Raw genomic sequence first — 16,737 nt, forward strand, 5'->3', positions numbered from 1 at the left:
TTTTAGATTGCAATCGTGTTTGATTGAGGAACGTCGTTTGCAGCCCGACTTGAGCGGAAATCCTTTTTTGCTTTGACACTACGTGCTACTTGATCTGAAATCATCTGGCAAAAAAGATTGACTTCGTCGAACCACTTCGTTAGCTTTGGGAGCGGAAGGCGGATAAAGCTGCCCAAATCATGGTTTGTTTTAAAATTAAAAATGGAAGCATGAAGATCAACTTCAGACTTCCATCTCTATGCTTTGTTTTATTTTACTCTTTCAAGGTAAGATCCATCTTCTGTACTGATCTTGATCTTGTCACCCGGCTCTATGAAAAGTGGTACCATTACTCTGGCTCCTGTTTCTACGATTGCATTTTTCAACGCATTGGTCGCTGTATTTCCTTTTACACCTGGATCTGCTTCGATCACTTCTAGATAAACCGACTGCGGAAGTTCTGCAGAAAGTGGTGATTCGTCTGCTTCTTTCAAGATGATTGTAATTTCTTCGCCAGCTTTCATAAACTGAGCGTTTTCAATCATTTCTTTGTCAAGATAAAGTTGAGAAAAATCGTCGTTGTTCATAAAGTGGAAGCCATTCTCGTCATCATAAAGATACTGGAATTTTCTGGTGATGACTTTTACTTCGTCGATCTTGTGACCAGCAGAGAAGGTATTATCAAGAACTTTTCCGTTGGTTACAGATTTTAATTTTGTTCTTACGAAAGCAGGACCTTTACCTGGTTTTACGTGTAGAAACTCGATTACTTTGAAAATATCATTGCTGAATTCTATGCAAAGTCCTTTTCTTATATCGTTGCTTGTTGCCATTAGTTGTGTATAAACTTGTATTAATTTTATTATTCTTTGTTGGAACCGTAACCTTTTACAATACCACGAGGAGAATTCTGGATAAATGTGATGATCTCGTCTCTTTCCATTGTAGGAAGCATTTCCTTTTCTATGAATTCTATCGCTTGGGTGGTATTCATTTTCATCTGGAAAATTGCTCTGTATATTTTTTGAATTTCGAAGATTTTATCATTGGTAAAGCCTCTTCTTCTAAGGCCCACAGAATTGATCCCGGCGTAGGAGATAGGTTCTCTTGCTACTTTTACATAGGGTGGAATATCTTTTCTGATCAATGAGCCTCCGGAAATCATCACATGTTTTCCGATTTTTCCAAATTGCTGAACGGCCGAAAGTCCGCCCATTACTACAAAATCACCGATCTCTACGTGCCCTGCAATACCACATCCGTTTGCAATGATCACATTATCACCTACGATACAGTCGTGTGCAACGTGAGAAGTGGCCATTATGAGACAATTATTTCCAATTTTTGTATATCCTAAAGCTTTTGTACCACGGTTGATCGTCACACACTCTCTGAGTGTGGTGCCATCTCCAATGATCACCTGTGTGTCTTCACCATCAAATTTTAGATCTTGAGGCACTGCGCCTATCACTGTTCCGGGAAAAATTTTACAATTCTTTCCGATCCTCACATTTTCCATGATGGTCACATTGGGACCAATCCACGTATCAGAACCGACCGTTACGTTGGCACCAATCGTAGTGAATGGTTCTATTGTAACGTTTTTGCCGATCTTTGCTCGAGGATCTACTGCTGTAAGCTGGTGAATCATAAATTAATTTTTAGTTTTTGCGACTTGGGCCATCAGTTCGGCTTCAACGACTACGCTGTCTCCTACATAACCGTAACCCTGCATATGTACAATACCTCTTCTGATAGGCTCTATCAATTCTATTTTGAATATCAGCTGATCACCAGGAACTACTTTTTTCTTGAATTTCACATTATCCATTTTCACAAAGTAAGTGGAGTAATTTTCCGGATCCGGCACATTGGCCAAAACCAAGATCCCGCCTACCTGTGCCATTGCTTCAATTTGCAAAACGCCAGGCATTACTGGTTCTTTCGGGAAGTGGCCAACGAAAAACGGCTCGTTCATAGAAACGTTTTTCAGTCCTACCACGTGAGTTTCTGACAATTGTAAAATCTTATCAACCAAAAGAAACGGTGGTCTGTGCGGCAATAGTTTCATAATGCCATTGATATCAAAAACAGGTTCTGCCTTCAAATCAAAATCAGGAACATTTTTTCTCTTCTGCAATTTGTATTGTCTATTTAGTTTTTTTGCGAACTGTGTATTTACGAAGTGTCCAGGTTTGTTGGCGATCACTCTGCCTTTGATCCTTACACCTACCAATGCCAAGTCACCCACTACATCCAATAATTTGTGACGTGCGGCTTCATTGGGGAAGTTAAGGGTCAGATTGTCCAGGATACCGTTTGGACGGATCGAAACTTCATCTTTACCGAAAGCTAGTTTCAGTTTTTCTGTGGTTTCGGGTGTCAACTCTTTATCAACATAGACGATAGCATTGCTGATATCACCTCCTTTGATAAGATCTGCATCCAACAGCTGCTCCAACTCGTGCAGAAAACTGAATGTTCTTGCTGGTGCAATCTCATCTTTGAACTCGGAGAGATTTTTCATACTGGCATTTTGGGTTCCTAGAACTTTGGTGCCAAAATCTACCATGGTTGTAATTTCGTAATCGTCTGCGGGGATCACTGTGATCTCGGAACCTGTAGAAGGGTCGATGTAATTCATCACTTCCTTTACCACAAGATACTCTCTTGCCAGCTCCTGTTCTGTAACGCCTACTTTTTCAATCGCTTCTACGAAATATTTGGAAGAGCCATCCAGTATGGGTGGTTCTGCACTATTCATTTCGAGAAAGACATTGTCTACATCCATCCCCACCAATGCAGCCAAAAGATGCTCGCAAGTATGAATTTTGACGCCTAACTTTTCCAGAGTAGTTCCTCTTTCTGTAGTGGTTACGTAATTGACGTCAGCCTCTACCTGAGGGTGACCTTCGAGATCGGTTCTTACAAATACAAATCCGGTGTTTTCCTTGGCCGGTTTGATGGTAAGATTAACTTCTCTTCCTGTGTGAAGACCTATACCTGACAGGTGGATGTCTTCTTTGATCGTTTTTTGTTTATCACTCATTGTATTAGTTTTGAGGCGGGAAGAATACTTCTTTACTCCTGATACCTTTACTCTGATTTTTTATTTTCTAAATCGTTTATTCTCTTGACAATATCGGTAAAATTACGGAAATGTACATAGTTTCTTCTGTAATCGCTGTAATTGATTGCTGGAGAACCGTAGAGTGTTTCTCCGTCTTTTGCAGCTGAATTGACACCACTTTGTGCCTGTATTTTTACCTGATTTCCTATTTTGATATGACCTACAATTCCTACCTGGCCACCAATCTGATTCCAGTCGCCTATGATTGTAGAACCCGCAATACCGGCTTGTGCTGCTATCACATTGTTCTGACCAATTTTTACATTATGAGCAATCTGGATCAGGTTATCTATTTTTGTTCCTTTCCCAATGATGGTAGACCCGATCGTTGCACGATCTATGCTACAATTGGAACCGATTTCCACATCATCTTCAATAACCACATTACCAAGTTGCGGGATTTTTTTGAATCCTTCTGCTGTTGGCTGAAAACCAAAACCATCACCGCCAACAACCGTGTTGGAGTGGATCACGCAGTTATCTCCTACGATACAGTAATCATATATTCTTGCGCCACTGTCGATTTTGCAGTTTTTTCCAATCTTCACACCTTTCCCGATATAAACCTGTGGATAGATCTGTGTTCCATCCCCAATAGTGGCTTTTTCGGAAACGTAGGTAAATGCGCCTATGTATACATTTTCTCCCACCGTTGCTGTGTCATGGAAAAAAGATCCAGGCTCTATTCCTGTTCTTCTATCCTGCATTTCTTGATAAAGATTCATCAGAACCTGAAAGGACAGATAAGCATCCTCTACGGCTATGATGACTGGTTTGTATTCTTGATTATTTTGCAATAAACTTTCGGAAACAATAAGAACTGCGCATTCTGTATCATCCAGAAATTCTAAAAATCTGGATTGCCCGATGAAGGACAAATGTCCCTTCTCTCCGTTCTCGATCGGGGAAACGCCTGTAATCACAGTTTCGGGATCGCCAATGATTTTCCCGTTTATAAAATTTGCAATTTGTTGTGCAGTAAATTCCATAGTTTGCAAAGATAAATATTTTATTAATTATCTTTTAATTAATTATGACGATTAGGGAACAGTTTTACTGTAATTATAAAATTTCCCTTGGAAAATACACCATATATTTTTTCGTAGCATTTTCCATACAACCAAATAATATCTGATTTTCAGACTCTTCCAGCTTGAATTTGTTTCCATTTTTGTCCATCAGATAAATCGGCTGTTTTTCTGTATCATAAGGCAAAAGCGTTCTGGAGATCTGCCCAACCAATTCTTCTGCATTGGTAATATTAAAAAATTGATTTGTTTGATTGATTTTATCCTGAATAAATTCTTCTGGAAATGGTCTTGACGAAATAATACTTTTGGGGAAATCTCTATAAATCACCACCCTGCAAAGCCTTGCCAAGATAAAATCCGGATGCTCTGTCCACTCCTTTATTGCCTGAAAAACATCCATATCATCCAGCATCGTGAATCTTCTGATGTCTTCTTCTGTAGCCTCATCAAATTTGTTTTTAATCAAAAAATATTTCAGATTTGATGGCGCGTGCAACTCCACATTCTGAGAAACTAGGTACTTTGCTCTGTTTAGGATTTGAACCAAAACGTGCTCTGCCAAAGCCGCTGTTTTGTGGTAATAGACCTGCCAATACATAAACATTCTGGCAGTCAGGTAATTCTCAATGGAGTATATTCCTTTGGCATCAATAACGAGTTTTTCGTCGCTGACGTTCATCATAGAGATGATCCTTTCCACATTCACGTCGCCTTCGGAAACACCTGTGTAAAAGCTGTCACGCTTCAGATAATCCATCCTATCAACATCTAACTGCGAAGAAATCAACTGATTAAAAAACATGCGACGGTATTTACCGTTAAACATTTCTATTGCCAGGTCCAATTTCCCACCGAATTCTTCATTCAGTCGGGTCATCAATAAAATAGAAATTTTCTCGTGGTGCCAATCATCCATCAGCATATTCTCCAGAGCATGCGAAAAAGGACCGTGACCAATGTCGTGCATCAAAATGGCCAGCATCGCCGCTTCTTCTTCTTTTTTCGAAATCTTGATTCCCTTCAGTTTTAAAGTTTCCAAAGCTTTGAACATCAGATTCATCGCCCCTATAGCATGGTGAAATCTTGTGTGTTTGGCACCGGGAAAGATTAATGAAAGCAAACCGGTTTGAGAAATGCGTCTTAGTCTCTGGAAATAAGGATGTTCTATGACGTCAAACAAAATCTCGTGTGGGATTTTGATAAAGCCGTGAACGGGATCGTTGATGATTTTGAGTTTATTCTGCACCGTTTATAATTGATAGATGATTGTTGATGAATGATACAAAAATAGGGAAATTGAATCATTTTGATGAGAAATTAAAATGAATCTAAATTTTTTCGGAAGAATCAGAGATTTTATCTTTTTGAAAAATATTTTTAAATTAGCATAAATATAAGATCAATCCATTGAAAAAACTCATCATTCTATTATTAATATCATCTGGGCTACGTTCTATTGCGCAAGTAAAATCACCTCCAATCATTAAAAATCCTTTGCAAACTTCTGTAGGATCTACGATAAGTTCAAAAAAAGACATCCTTGTGGAAAAGGAAACAGTCAATCTTTCAAAATTTAAGACGCTTAATTTGCAAAAAATTACGCTGAAGAATTTGTCAGATAATACGAGTGAAACTTCTCTGGGAATGATGGTGCAATATGAAACTTTTGACCGTATTTCTAAAAAAACGTTGACTGTCGAGAAAAGTGAACTCTCAAAACTGGTTCACTCTCTTCAAACTATGGAACAGAAAGAAAATGAGAAGATTGGAAATTCTGAAAAGAAGTATAAGTTTGCTCTGAATAATAATATTGAGTTTGGAGCAGTTTATAAAGAAAGTTTAAAAACCTGGGTCAATTATTACATATTTCCTACAGAACATTACAGCCACAGCATCAATGAATTCAGTAAAGATGAGCTTAAAGAACTCATCAAGCTTTTGATAAATGCTGAAAAGGAATTGTAATTCTCAAACCAGAATCCGCAAACTCTTCGGCAAAACCTTGATAGAAATCGGGGATTTTATCTTTTTGAATTCGCCATCGATGTGCCAATTTCTGGTATTAACTTCAAATTCCACTTCTGAAACCGGAAGATAAGTGACGTAATCATCATCCTTTAAACGTTTTGTAAACATCCTGAAAGCGAAGAAAGGCGAATAGGTTAAAGGGAATTTCTTGACCAAAACCAAATCCACCAAACCATCACTTTTGCTAGCCATTGGCGCAATATATGCGTTGTTGCCGAACTGGCGTGTATTGGCAACGTTCACCATTAGATAAGTTCCGTTGTAGGATTGAAATTTGGAATCGGAAAATCTAATTGTGATTGGTTTGTAGTTAAAAAAAGTCTCGATGGAAACTTTGATGTAATTTTTGAAACCACGATTGGTCTTTTCAAATTCCTTCACCACTTTTCCGTCAAATCCGGTTCCGGAAACATTGATAGAGAAATGTTCATTGACTGTGAAAGTATCAATTTCACGGAATTTCTCGTTTTTAATTTTATCTAATAATAACGAGATATTTTTGCTAAAATGAGTTTCTCGTGAAAATCCATTGCCTGAACCAGCAGGAAAAACTGCTAAAATTTTTTCTGAATTAATGAGTTTCTTAGCCACTGTAGAAATGGTTCCGTCACCTCCTACTGCCACGAAAACGTCAACATCTTTCCAATGTTCATCTATAAAATCATCTGTATCTTGCAGAGATTTTGAGACCAAATACAATGGATTTTCCACTTTTTTTGACAGCTCGTCCAAAAATGGCTGGTAATTTTTTTTCGCTGAAAATGGATTGATAATGAAAGCTACATTCATAGGTTCAAAAGTAAAAATACTCTGAGAATTCCAGAGCATTTTGTTGATTTTTTTATAAGGAATTTTATTTTCATAGGGCTTCGAGAACCTCAGCCTGACAACCTACCAAATATGTCTTTGCAATAACCTATATCCTTTTATTATCAGCTTTCCAGTTTTTGATATTTTCCTTAATCTTCGACGCTGACCAATCATTTTTAATGACTTGATTCATTAATTCTACCAAATCTTCGTCCTGAGAAAACCGCAGTGCAAAGATCTGAGAATCGGCAAGTTGGTAAGGTAAACTTTCAAGCCTGTTGCCTGCTATTGTAAAGTATCGCAGTTTAAACTCATTGATGATAACGCGATCCTGTAATCCTAAAGCATAATGTTGTCTAAGCATAAAAGACAAGGTGATGATCAACACTATTGTGGCAGAAATCAGACTCCAAATCCAAACAAATTCTTCATTGATATTGATATTAAACCAAAGTTTATAAACCGATAACGCAAGCAATATCAAAGAAATTGGATAGAAAATAAAATGGTGCAAAGGATAAAATTTGCGGTAATTATTAAGATTTTGGTGGCTCATTTTATTTAATTTTGTATTGATTGATGAATTCCGGTTTTAATTGGTCTTTGATATCTTTGAAATTTAAAGTGATGTAAACCACGCCGGCTGCGTAAGCCGTAATCTCGTATTGGTTGTAAACGAATGTGATTTTATCCGGATCAAAAAAGAAGTTGTTGTTCGGTTCAATTGTATCAACTAGCAACATTTCTTTCTGCTCAGGTTCATCAAAATGGTTTTGAAGGATTTTGTTCCAAGTAGCATCTGTTGGGTTTTTGAAAATATCGTTTTGGGAAATCACTTTATTATTTTTCAAATCGAAAGTCTTATAACTTTCGAAATAATAACCGTGCGCGCCACCAGAGTACCCGTTTCCAGCATATTGCAAAGTGAGGATATTGTCCTTGTGGGAAATGAATTTCATTCCGGACATCTCTTCCCAGGTTTGTTTGAACTCCGGGAGATAATCCTGCGATTCATGCTTTGTCAAAGATTCTGCTTTTAATTTTTCAAGAACTCCTGACAAAGCATTCTTGGAATAATCTTTAGATGTGATGTTGGCAGGTTTGTAGATACTATCAAGAATTGTTTTATTGGTAATATCCGGAAACAACAAAATTTGTTTTTCGAAAGACAAAGTCAGTGTTTTTGAAATTTGTAGAGAATCCTGAACTCTCAAGGAATCGATTGCGAATTCTTTTTTTGTTTCTATACTATCGGATTTCGTATTTGAAATTGTGATGTTCTCCGTTTTATTACAGGAAAGAAGTAGCAATCCAAAGAATAAAATTGCGAATAAGTTTCTCATAACTATTTATTTTAAATTCTAAATTACTGACAAAATATATTTGATGGCCAAACCCGCAGCCCGACTTGAGTGGAGCTCTTTTTGTCATTGCGAGTGCAGGAAAGTTGTATGGATTGTCTCACGTCTTTCGCAATGGCAAAAAAGCGGGAACGGAAGGCGGATAAAGCTGCCCTAAAAATCATATCAAACAATGTCCGGAAATACCTAACAAAAAACCTTCCAAAATTGGAAGGTTTCATTATAACTTAAACGTCTATTCTTGCGTAGACGGCGTTCTTTTCTATAAATTCCCGTCTTGGTGGGACCTCGTCGCCCATCAACATGGAGAAAGTTGAGTCTGCTTCTACCGCATTATCAATCGTTACTTGTTTCAGGATTCTGTTTTGCGGATTAAGGGTGGTTTCCCAAAGCTGTTCAGGATTCATCTCTCCAAGACCTTTATAACGCTGAACTTCAACACCTTTTCCGTCTGGCGCCAATTCTAAAGTGAACTGTTCACGCTCTTTTTCGTTGTAAGCGTAGATCTTTTTATTTCCTTTTTTCAAAAGGTACAATGGCGGCTGCGCGATATAAATATAACCATTCTCAATCATTTCGGTCATAAAACGGAAGAAGAACGTCAAAATCAAAGTGGAAATGTGAGAACCATCGATATCCGCATCGGTCATAATGACGATTTTATGATACCTTAGTTTACTCATATTCAAAGCTTTGGAATCCTCTTCTGTTCCTACAGAAACACCAAGCGCTGTGTAGATATTTTTGATCTCCTCGTTGTCATACACTTTGTGAAGCATTGATTTCTCAACATTCAGGATCTTACCTCTCAGAGGCAAAATGGCCTGAAAATGACGGTCACGACCTTGCTTAGCCGTTCCACCTGCAGAATCTCCCTCGACAAGGAATAATTCTGACTCAGCCGGATCTTTGGAAGAACAGTCAGACAGTTTTCCTGGCAATCCAGAACCACCCATAGGTGATTTTCTCTGTACCATTTCTCTCGCTTTCTTCGCTGCCTGTCTTGCTTTCGCTGCCAAGACTACTTTCTGAACGATGATTTTTGCTTCGTTTGGATTTTCCTCAAGGAAGTTGGTTAGCATTTCGCCAACAATTTTGTCCACCGCACCGGAAACTTCGGAGTTACCTAATTTGGTTTTGGTTTGACCTTCGAACTGAGGTTCCATCACTTTTACAGAAACCACGGCTGTCAATCCTTCACGGAAATCGTCACCTGTAATCTCCACTTTTTCTTTTGCAGGAATTCCTAAGTCATCCGCATATTTTTTGAGCGTTCTTGTCAAAGCTCTTCTGAAACCGGCCAAGTGCGTCCCACCCTCGTGGGTATTGATATTGTTAACGTAAGAGTGCAGATTCTCTGTGAAAGACGTGTTGTAACGCATCGCTACTTCTACAGGAATGCCTTCTCTTTCGCTTTCCATAAAGATCACGTTTTCCATGATAGACTCACGGTTTCCGTCGATATATTCCACGAATTCTCTAAGACCACCTTCTGAATGGAAAATTTCTGATTCAAAACTTCCGTCTTCGTTTGGACGTCTCTCGTCTATCAATGTAATGGTAATTCCTTTGTTCAGGAAAGATAACTCTCTAAGCCTGTTCGCCAAGGTATCGTAGTTGTACACCAACTCTTGGAAGATCGTTCCGTCTGGCTGGAAAAATACCTCTGTCCCTCTTTCAGAAGTCGTTCCAATTTCCGCAACGTCAGCCAAAGCTTTTCCTTCAGAATATTTTTGTTGATATAGTTTTCCATTAAGGCTAACAGTTGCCACCAACAATGTAGAAAGTGCATTCACACAAGAAACCCCAACACCGTGAAGACCACCTGAAACTTTGTAAGAATCTTTATCAAATTTACCTCCAGCTCCAATTTTGGTCATCACCACTTCCAGCGCAGATTTCTGTTCTTTTTCGTGAAAATCAACCGGAATCCCACGTCCGTTATCCTTTACAGAGATGCTTTCACCTTCGTGAATAGTCACTTTAATAGTATCGCAATAGCCTGCCAGCGCCTCATCAATAGAGTTATCTACTACTTCATAAACCAAATGGTGAAGACCTCTCACGCCAACATCACCGATGTACATGGATGGTCTCAACCTCACGTGTTCCATTCCTTCTAGGGCCTGGATGCTACTTGCTGTGTATTCTTTTTGACTCATATTTTTTATATTAAAGATATAAGACTCAATCTTTCAAATAGTTAGAGAGAGAATATTTCTTTTTAATTTGTTAAATTCTTTTGTTAAAATGCTTACAAATATCGTGATTTTTTTCGAGATACGAAAGGATTAAATTGATGTGAAAAAGATAAGTTTTTAACAGGGAAGCTCAATGCATGAAATAAAAAAATCGAACTCAAATAGCTCGATTATTAAAATTAACATTGTATAAAATCACTCTATTCACTCAAAAACTCATCCACTTTCTGCGCACACTTCCGCCCTTCTGCGATAGCCCAAACCACCAGACTCTGCCCTTTCCTAGCATCGCCACAAGAGAAATATTTCGTCTGATTGGTTTTGAATTCTTTATCATTTCCGATGAGATTTCCTTTCGGATCGAGATCGATATCCAAGTCTTCCACCAAACCTTTATGCTCAACGTGCGTGTAGCCCAGAGCGATGAAAGCCAGATCGCAATCAATGACAAACTCTGAATTTGGTTTTTCTGTGTAGAGGTTCCATTTTCCGTCCGCATCTTTTGTCCATTCTGCTTCCACCAAACGGATTCCGGTCAGATTTCCGTTTTCATCTTTCACAAATTCTTTGGAATTGACAGACCATTTTCTATCCACGCCTTCCTCGTGAGACGAGGTGATATGCAAAGTCATCGGCATGGTTGGCCAAGGCATTGTGGCATCACGTTCCGTTGGCTGCATCGGTTTGTAATAAATCTGATAAACCACTTGCGCACCTTGCCGGTTTGAAGTTCCGATACAATCCGAGCCCGTATCGCCACCGCCAATTACGATAACTTTCTTGCCTTTCGCATCAAGATCGTTTTCATCAAATGAAATGCCGCTGACTTTTTTGTTGCTTTGGGACAAATAATCCATTGCGAAATGAACACCTTTTGCATCACGATTCGGAATCATCAATTCCCTTGGAACGGTACTTCCTAACGCCAAAACAACCGCATCAAAATTCCGGTTGAGTTCTTCTACAGAATAATTGACACCGACATTGACATTGGTTTTAAATTCGATCCCTTCTTCCTTCATCCATTGAACCCGGCGTTCTACGATATTTTTATCCAATTTAAAATCCGGAATTCCAAACCTCAACAATCCGCCGATTTCGGGATCACGCTCAAAAACTATAACCTGATGCCCCATTTGATTTAATTGATAAGCAGCAGCCATACCCGCAGGTCCGGAACCAACAACTGCCACTTTTTTATCCGTTCTGAATTTTGGAATAATTGGTTTCGCAAAACCTTTCTCGAAGGCAATTTCGATGATGTTTTTTTCAACCTCTTCTATCGCAACCGGTAAACTATTGATCCCCAAAACACAAGCGCCTTCGCAAGGTGCAGGGCAAATCCGACCTGTAAATTCTGGGAAATTATTGGTTGAAATCAACAATTGATAGGCCTTTTCCCATTGCTCCTTGTAAACCGCTTCATTGAATTCCGGAATCATATTCCCAAGCGGACAGCCACTTTGACAAAACGGAACGCCACAACTCATACATCTCGACGATTGTTTGTGAAGATAATCCCCGGAAATCGGTTTGTAAAATTCTTTATAATGCTGAACTCTTTCTTCCACAGGAAGTTTCTCCGGCAATTCTCTATCGTACAATAAAAACCCGTCTTCTTTTCCCATTATTTCAATTCATTTATTTTATTTTCAATCGCTTTTTTATAATCTCTCGGGTAAACCTTAATCATATGTTTTAGATTATTTTCGAAGTCACTTAACAAGTATGAAGCGAGTTCACTATTTGTCATTTCGAAATGCTCTTTAATCAAATCATTAATTACTAATTTATCACCATCCGTAACCTCTTCCAGATTTGCCATATCAGGATTAAAATTTTCTTCCAAAGACCGTTCTACATCCCAAACAAAGGCTATCCCGCCACTCATTCCGGCCCCGAAATTCCTACCCACGCCACCAAGAATCAACACCGTTCCGCCAGTCATATATTCGCAACCGTGGTCGCCAACACCTTCCACAACAGCCGTTGCGCCAGAATTGCGAACCGCAAAACGTTCGCCTGCCATTCCGGAAACAAAGATTTTACCCGAAGTTGCACCGTATAAAGCGACATTGCCGATGATGCTATTTTCGTGCGCTTTGATAACCGATTCCTTATCGTGAAAAACCGCCAACCTGGCTCCGGAAAGTCCTTTACCAAAATAATCGTTCGCATCGCCTTCGAGAATCATCGTGATTCCTTTGTTACAAAATGCCCCGAAACTTTGGCCAGCCGTTCCTTTAAAATTGAATTTCAGAGAATCATCGGACATTCCTTCTGAATGATATTTTTTGGTTAATTCGTGAGAGAGAATTGTTCCGACCGTTCTGTCTGTATTTTTAATTTGGAAATCAACTTCCGCCGTACTATTTTCTTCGATTGCTAACTTCGAAGCTTCCAGCATTTTCCAGGAAAGCGAGTCATCGATTCCGTGGTCTTGATTTTCATTTTTAATGATAGGCAAATCCGTTTCGGGCTTGAAAAGAATTGGACTTAAATCAATATTTTTATGTTTCCAGAATGAGATGTCTTTTTTCGTGGTCAAACATTGTGATTGCCCCACCATTTCGTCAATCGTTCGGAAACCCAGACTTGCCATTATTTCTCTCACTTCCATCGCCAGAAAAGTGAAATAACTGACCAGATGTTCCGGCTTGCCTTTGAACTTTTCCCGAAGTTCTTCATTCTGAGTTGCGATACCAACCGGACAAGTATTAAGGTGACATTTGCGCATCAGAATACAACCTTCCACAATCAATGCTGATGTGGAAATCCCCCATTCTTCCGCACCGAGCAAAGTAGCAATGACGATATCCCGACCAGTTTTGACCTGACCATCCACCTGCAAAGTCACACGCTGCCGGAGTTTGTTTTTAATTAAAGTCTGTTGCGTTTCTGCCAATCCCAGTTCCCAAGGCAAGCCTGTATGCCTTGTCGAGCTGATGGGTGAAGCGCCAGTTCCACCGTCGTAACCGGAAACCAGAATGTGATCCGCTTTTGCTTTTGCAACGCCGGAAGCGATTGTTCCGACACCGGCTTTTGAAACTAATTTGACCGAAATCCTTGCGTGGCGATTGGCATTTTTTAAATCAAATATCAATTGCGCCAAATCCTCAATCGAATAAATATCGTGATGCGGTGGTGGCGAAATCAAACCAACGCCTGGCGTAGAATGCCGGGTTTTCCCAATCCAATCATCCACCTTGAAACCTGGTAATTGTCCGCCTTCGCCCGGTTTTGCACCTTGCGCCATTTTGATTTGAATCTCTTCAGCCTCGGCTAAATATCTCGCCGTCACACCAAATCTTCCAGAAGCAACTTGTTTGATTGCCGAACGCAGATCATCTCCATTTTCATTAAGGACATAACGATTTTCGTCCTCGCCTCCTTCGCCCGTATTGCTTTTCGCGCCGATTCTGTTCATTGCAATCGCAAGCGTTGTGTGCGCTTCCCAGGAAATTGAACCAAAAGACATCGCGCCGGTTGCAAAACGTTTCAGAATGTGTTCCAATGACTCTACTTCATCCATTGAAACTGCTTCCCGGTCATTTTTAAAATCCATCAAACCTCTCAACAATGATGCTTTCTCGGATAACTGATTGACCGTTCTAGAATATTTTTTGAATAAATCATAACGGTCATTCCAGGTGGCCTGTTGCAATAGATGAACAGATTGTGGATTGAACTGATGGTATTCATTATCTGGCTTCCACTGATAAACACCGCCAGGCTCTAATACTTTTTGTGGGAGTTTTGTTCCGAAAGCATTGAAATGTTTCACCAAAGCTTCTTTGGCGATGTCATCAAATCCAACACCATTAATTCTGGATATAGCTCCTGTAAAACACGTATTGACGACCGCTTTGTCAAGACCGATAATTTCGAAAATCTGTGCGCCGTGATAAGATTGCAAAGTGGAAATTCCCATTTTTGAGAAGATCTTCAACAATCCATCACCGACTGCTTTTTTATAATTGTATTTTAATTGGTCAAGATCAGCGTCTTCACCAAATTCATTCTTATGAAACATCTCTCTGATGCTCGCCAAAGCCAGATAAGGATTGATAGCCGTCGCACCAAATCCCAGCAAAGCCGCAAAATGATGAACTTCCCAGACATCACCAACCTCCATCACCAAACCCACTTTCCTGCGAACGCCTTTCCGAATCAAATGATGATGGACCGCAGAACAAGCCAAGAGCGACGGAATAGATGCGTGACCAGAATCTATGGAACGGTCGGAAAGTACAATCACTTCAAAACCGTCGTCCACTGCATCTGTGGCATAACGGCAAATCCTGTCAATCGCTTTTTTAAGATTTCCCTCTTTTCCGTCAGATTTGAAATAAGTGTAAATGGTTTTGGACTGGAATTTTCCGGTATCAACACTTCTAAGTTTTTCTAATTGTTCATTATTAAGAATTGGATTATCGAGTTTTATGGAATGGGCAAAGTTTTTATCCTCTTGCAACAGATTTCCGCTGCCGCCAATAATCGTCGTGAGAGACATAACCAATTTTTCACGGATTGGGTCAATTGGCGGATTGGTAACCTGAGCAAATAATTGTTTGAAATAAGAACTCAAATGTTGTGGCTTCTCACTGAGAACAGCCAATGGTGCATCGAAACCCATAGAGCCAATCGGTTCCTTTCCGAGTTCCGCCATTTCTTTGATAATGACATCCAAATCTTCTCTGGAATACCCAAAAGCCTTTTGATATTTGAAAATATCTTCAGACTGCAACTTATTGAAACGGATCTTCGGACTCGGTAATTCGTTAATATTGATATTCATTTTATCCAACCAATCTCGGTACGGTTGCGAAGTACAAATCTCCTTCTTCACTTCTTCATCACTGATGATTTCACCTTTTTTCATATCAACCAAGAACATTTTACCGGGTTGAAGCCGCCCTCTTTTGATTACCTTTTGCGGGTCAACCGGTAAAGCGCCAGACTCAGATGCCATAATCACACGATCATCCGACGTCACACAATACCTGGAAGGGCGAAGCCCGTTTCTATCCAAAGTCGCCCCAATAATCTCACCGTCTGTAAAAGAAATAGAAGCCGGGCCATCCCAAGGCTCCATCATACAGGCGTGGAATTCATAGAAATCTTTTTTATAAGAATCCATCTGATCGTGACCATCCCAAGCTTCCGGAATCAGCATCATCATCGTATGCGGCAGCGACCGGCCAGCATGATAAAGCAACTCTACCATATTATCGAGGTAAGAAGAATCCGACTGCCCTGGTTTTGTGATTGGCAGGATCATATCCATTTCCTGAGCGGTAAAATTGGGACTTTCAAATGTTTTTTCAGAAGAACGAAGCCAATTGAGATTACCGCCAATTGTATTGATCTCGCCATTGTGTGCTAAAAAACGGAAAGGCTGTGCCAAACTCCAAGTTGGATCCGTATTGGTTGCAAAACGAGAATGCACCATCCCAAAAGCGGAACGAAGCCTGGGATCTGTAAGGTCTTTAAAGTAATGCCGGATCTGAACAGACCGCAATTGTCCTTTATAAATCAATTTTTTACAAGAAAAAGAAGCCACATAAAAACCAATAGGATCATTGCTGGTGACACTGGTAATCTGATGTGAAATATAATTTTTGAAGACAAAGAGTTTTCTTTCAAAATCTTTATCCGTTTCCACATCGTAAGGACGCTCTATGAAAAGCATCTCCATGACAGGCTCTACGCTTTTCGCCAAATCACCAAGATCAATGTTACTCACCGGAACTGGACGGTAACCCAAAATTCTGAATCCTAATTTTTCCGCAGACTGCTCAATAATTTCTTTGCATTCCTGTCGGATAAAATTATTTGCTGGAAAAAAAAGCATCCCGAGTCCGTAATAACCTGGCTCCGGAAGATCGATTCCGTAATTAAGCGCTTCGTCGTAAAGCAATTCGTGTGGGATTTGGATTTGAATTCCCGCCCCGTCACCCGTATTACTTTCATAGCCTGTTGCCCCACGGTGCTCCATATTCTCCAGCATCGTAATAGCATCGCTAACGATTCTGAAACTTTTGACACCTTTTATATGAGCCACAAAACCGACGCCGCAGGAATCAAATTCGGTTTCTGGGACGTAAAGTCCATGGTATTTGGGATTTAAATTTTGAGAAATTTCCTTAGCTCCTTTCATCTTCATTCATTTTGGATATTAACAAATTTAGTAAAAA

12 protein-coding genes are annotated in these 16,737 nt (G+C 39.7%); 1 reads left to right on the forward strand and 11 read right to left on the reverse strand.

Features of this window, described 5'->3' with window-relative positions:
• Positions 1-248 precede the first annotated feature (248 nt).
• The 5 genes from efp to F564_RS0112645 form a co-directional block, all read right to left on the reverse strand.
• Positions 249-812: an elongation factor P gene (gene efp / locus F564_RS0112625; RefSeq protein WP_028122967.1), complete on the reverse strand. Its 564-nt coding sequence runs from the start codon at positions 810-812 to the stop codon at positions 249-251.
• A 29-nt stretch (positions 813-841) separates the two neighbouring features.
• Entirely contained in the window at positions 842-1,630 is a 789-nt protein-coding gene (gene lpxA, locus F564_RS0112630; protein ID WP_028122968.1) for an acyl-ACP--UDP-N-acetylglucosamine O-acyltransferase, read from the reverse strand.
• A gap of 3 nt (positions 1,631-1,633) precedes the next feature.
• Positions 1,634-3,028, reverse strand: a complete 1,395-nt coding sequence (locus F564_RS0112635; RefSeq protein ID WP_028122969.1) for a bifunctional UDP-3-O-[3-hydroxymyristoyl] N-acetylglucosamine deacetylase/3-hydroxyacyl-ACP dehydratase — start codon at positions 3,026-3,028, stop codon at positions 1,634-1,636.
• A gap of 47 nt (positions 3,029-3,075) precedes the next feature.
• Positions 3,076-4,098: a UDP-3-O-(3-hydroxymyristoyl)glucosamine N-acyltransferase gene (lpxD, locus tag F564_RS0112640; protein ID WP_028122970.1), complete on the reverse strand. Its 1,023-nt coding sequence runs from the start codon at positions 4,096-4,098 to the stop codon at positions 3,076-3,078.
• 73 nt (positions 4,099-4,171) lie between these two features.
• A complete protein-coding gene (locus F564_RS0112645; protein WP_028122971.1) occupies positions 4,172-5,386 on the reverse strand; it encodes an HD domain-containing protein in 1,215 nt (404 codons plus the stop codon).
• Positions 5,387-5,547: 161 nt separating this feature from the next.
• On the opposite strand from F564_RS0112645, the gene F564_RS0112650 reads away from it, so the two are divergent.
• Positions 5,548-6,105, forward strand: coding sequence for a hypothetical protein (locus F564_RS0112650; RefSeq protein WP_028122972.1), 558 nt, complete (start codon positions 5,548-5,550; stop codon positions 6,103-6,105).
• Positions 6,106-6,108: 3 nt separating this feature from the next.
• Here the strand turns inward: F564_RS0112650 and F564_RS0112655 are convergent, their stop codons facing one another.
• The 6 genes from F564_RS0112655 to gltB form a co-directional block, all read right to left on the reverse strand.
• Positions 6,109-6,996 carry a diacylglycerol/lipid kinase family protein gene (locus tag F564_RS0112655; protein ID WP_228373903.1) on the reverse strand — a complete coding sequence of 296 codons (888 nt, stop codon included), beginning with the start codon at positions 6,994-6,996 and terminating at the stop codon, positions 6,109-6,111.
• An 88-nt stretch (positions 6,997-7,084) separates the two neighbouring features.
• Positions 7,085-7,534, reverse strand: a complete 450-nt coding sequence (locus F564_RS0112660) for a DUF6526 family protein (protein ID WP_028122974.1) — start codon at positions 7,532-7,534, stop codon at positions 7,085-7,087.
• Position 7,535: 1 nt separating this feature from the next.
• The gene (locus F564_RS0112665) at positions 7,536-8,321 is read right to left on the reverse strand and encodes an RsiV family protein (RefSeq protein ID WP_028122975.1); all 786 of its coding nucleotides are present in this window, start codon (positions 8,319-8,321) and stop codon (positions 7,536-7,538) included.
• A gap of 245 nt (positions 8,322-8,566) precedes the next feature.
• Positions 8,567-10,501: a DNA topoisomerase (ATP-hydrolyzing) subunit B gene (gene gyrB / locus F564_RS0112675; protein ID WP_028122976.1), complete on the reverse strand. Its 1,935-nt coding sequence runs from the start codon at positions 10,499-10,501 to the stop codon at positions 8,567-8,569.
• A gap of 239 nt (positions 10,502-10,740) precedes the next feature.
• Positions 10,741-12,168, reverse strand: coding sequence for a glutamate synthase subunit beta (locus F564_RS0112680; RefSeq protein WP_028122977.1), 1,428 nt, complete (start codon positions 12,166-12,168; stop codon positions 10,741-10,743).
• Positions 12,168-16,700: a glutamate synthase large subunit gene (gene gltB / locus F564_RS0112685; RefSeq protein WP_051259668.1), complete on the reverse strand. Its 4,533-nt coding sequence runs from the start codon at positions 16,698-16,700 to the stop codon at positions 12,168-12,170. The genes F564_RS0112680 and gltB overlap by 1 nt, the downstream gene beginning before the upstream one ends.
• Positions 16,701-16,737 lie beyond the last annotated feature (37 nt).

This window comes from Epilithonimonas tenax DSM 16811 (assembly GCF_000428485.1).
Taxonomy (GTDB): Bacteria; Bacteroidota; Bacteroidia; order Flavobacteriales; family Weeksellaceae; genus Epilithonimonas; species Epilithonimonas tenax.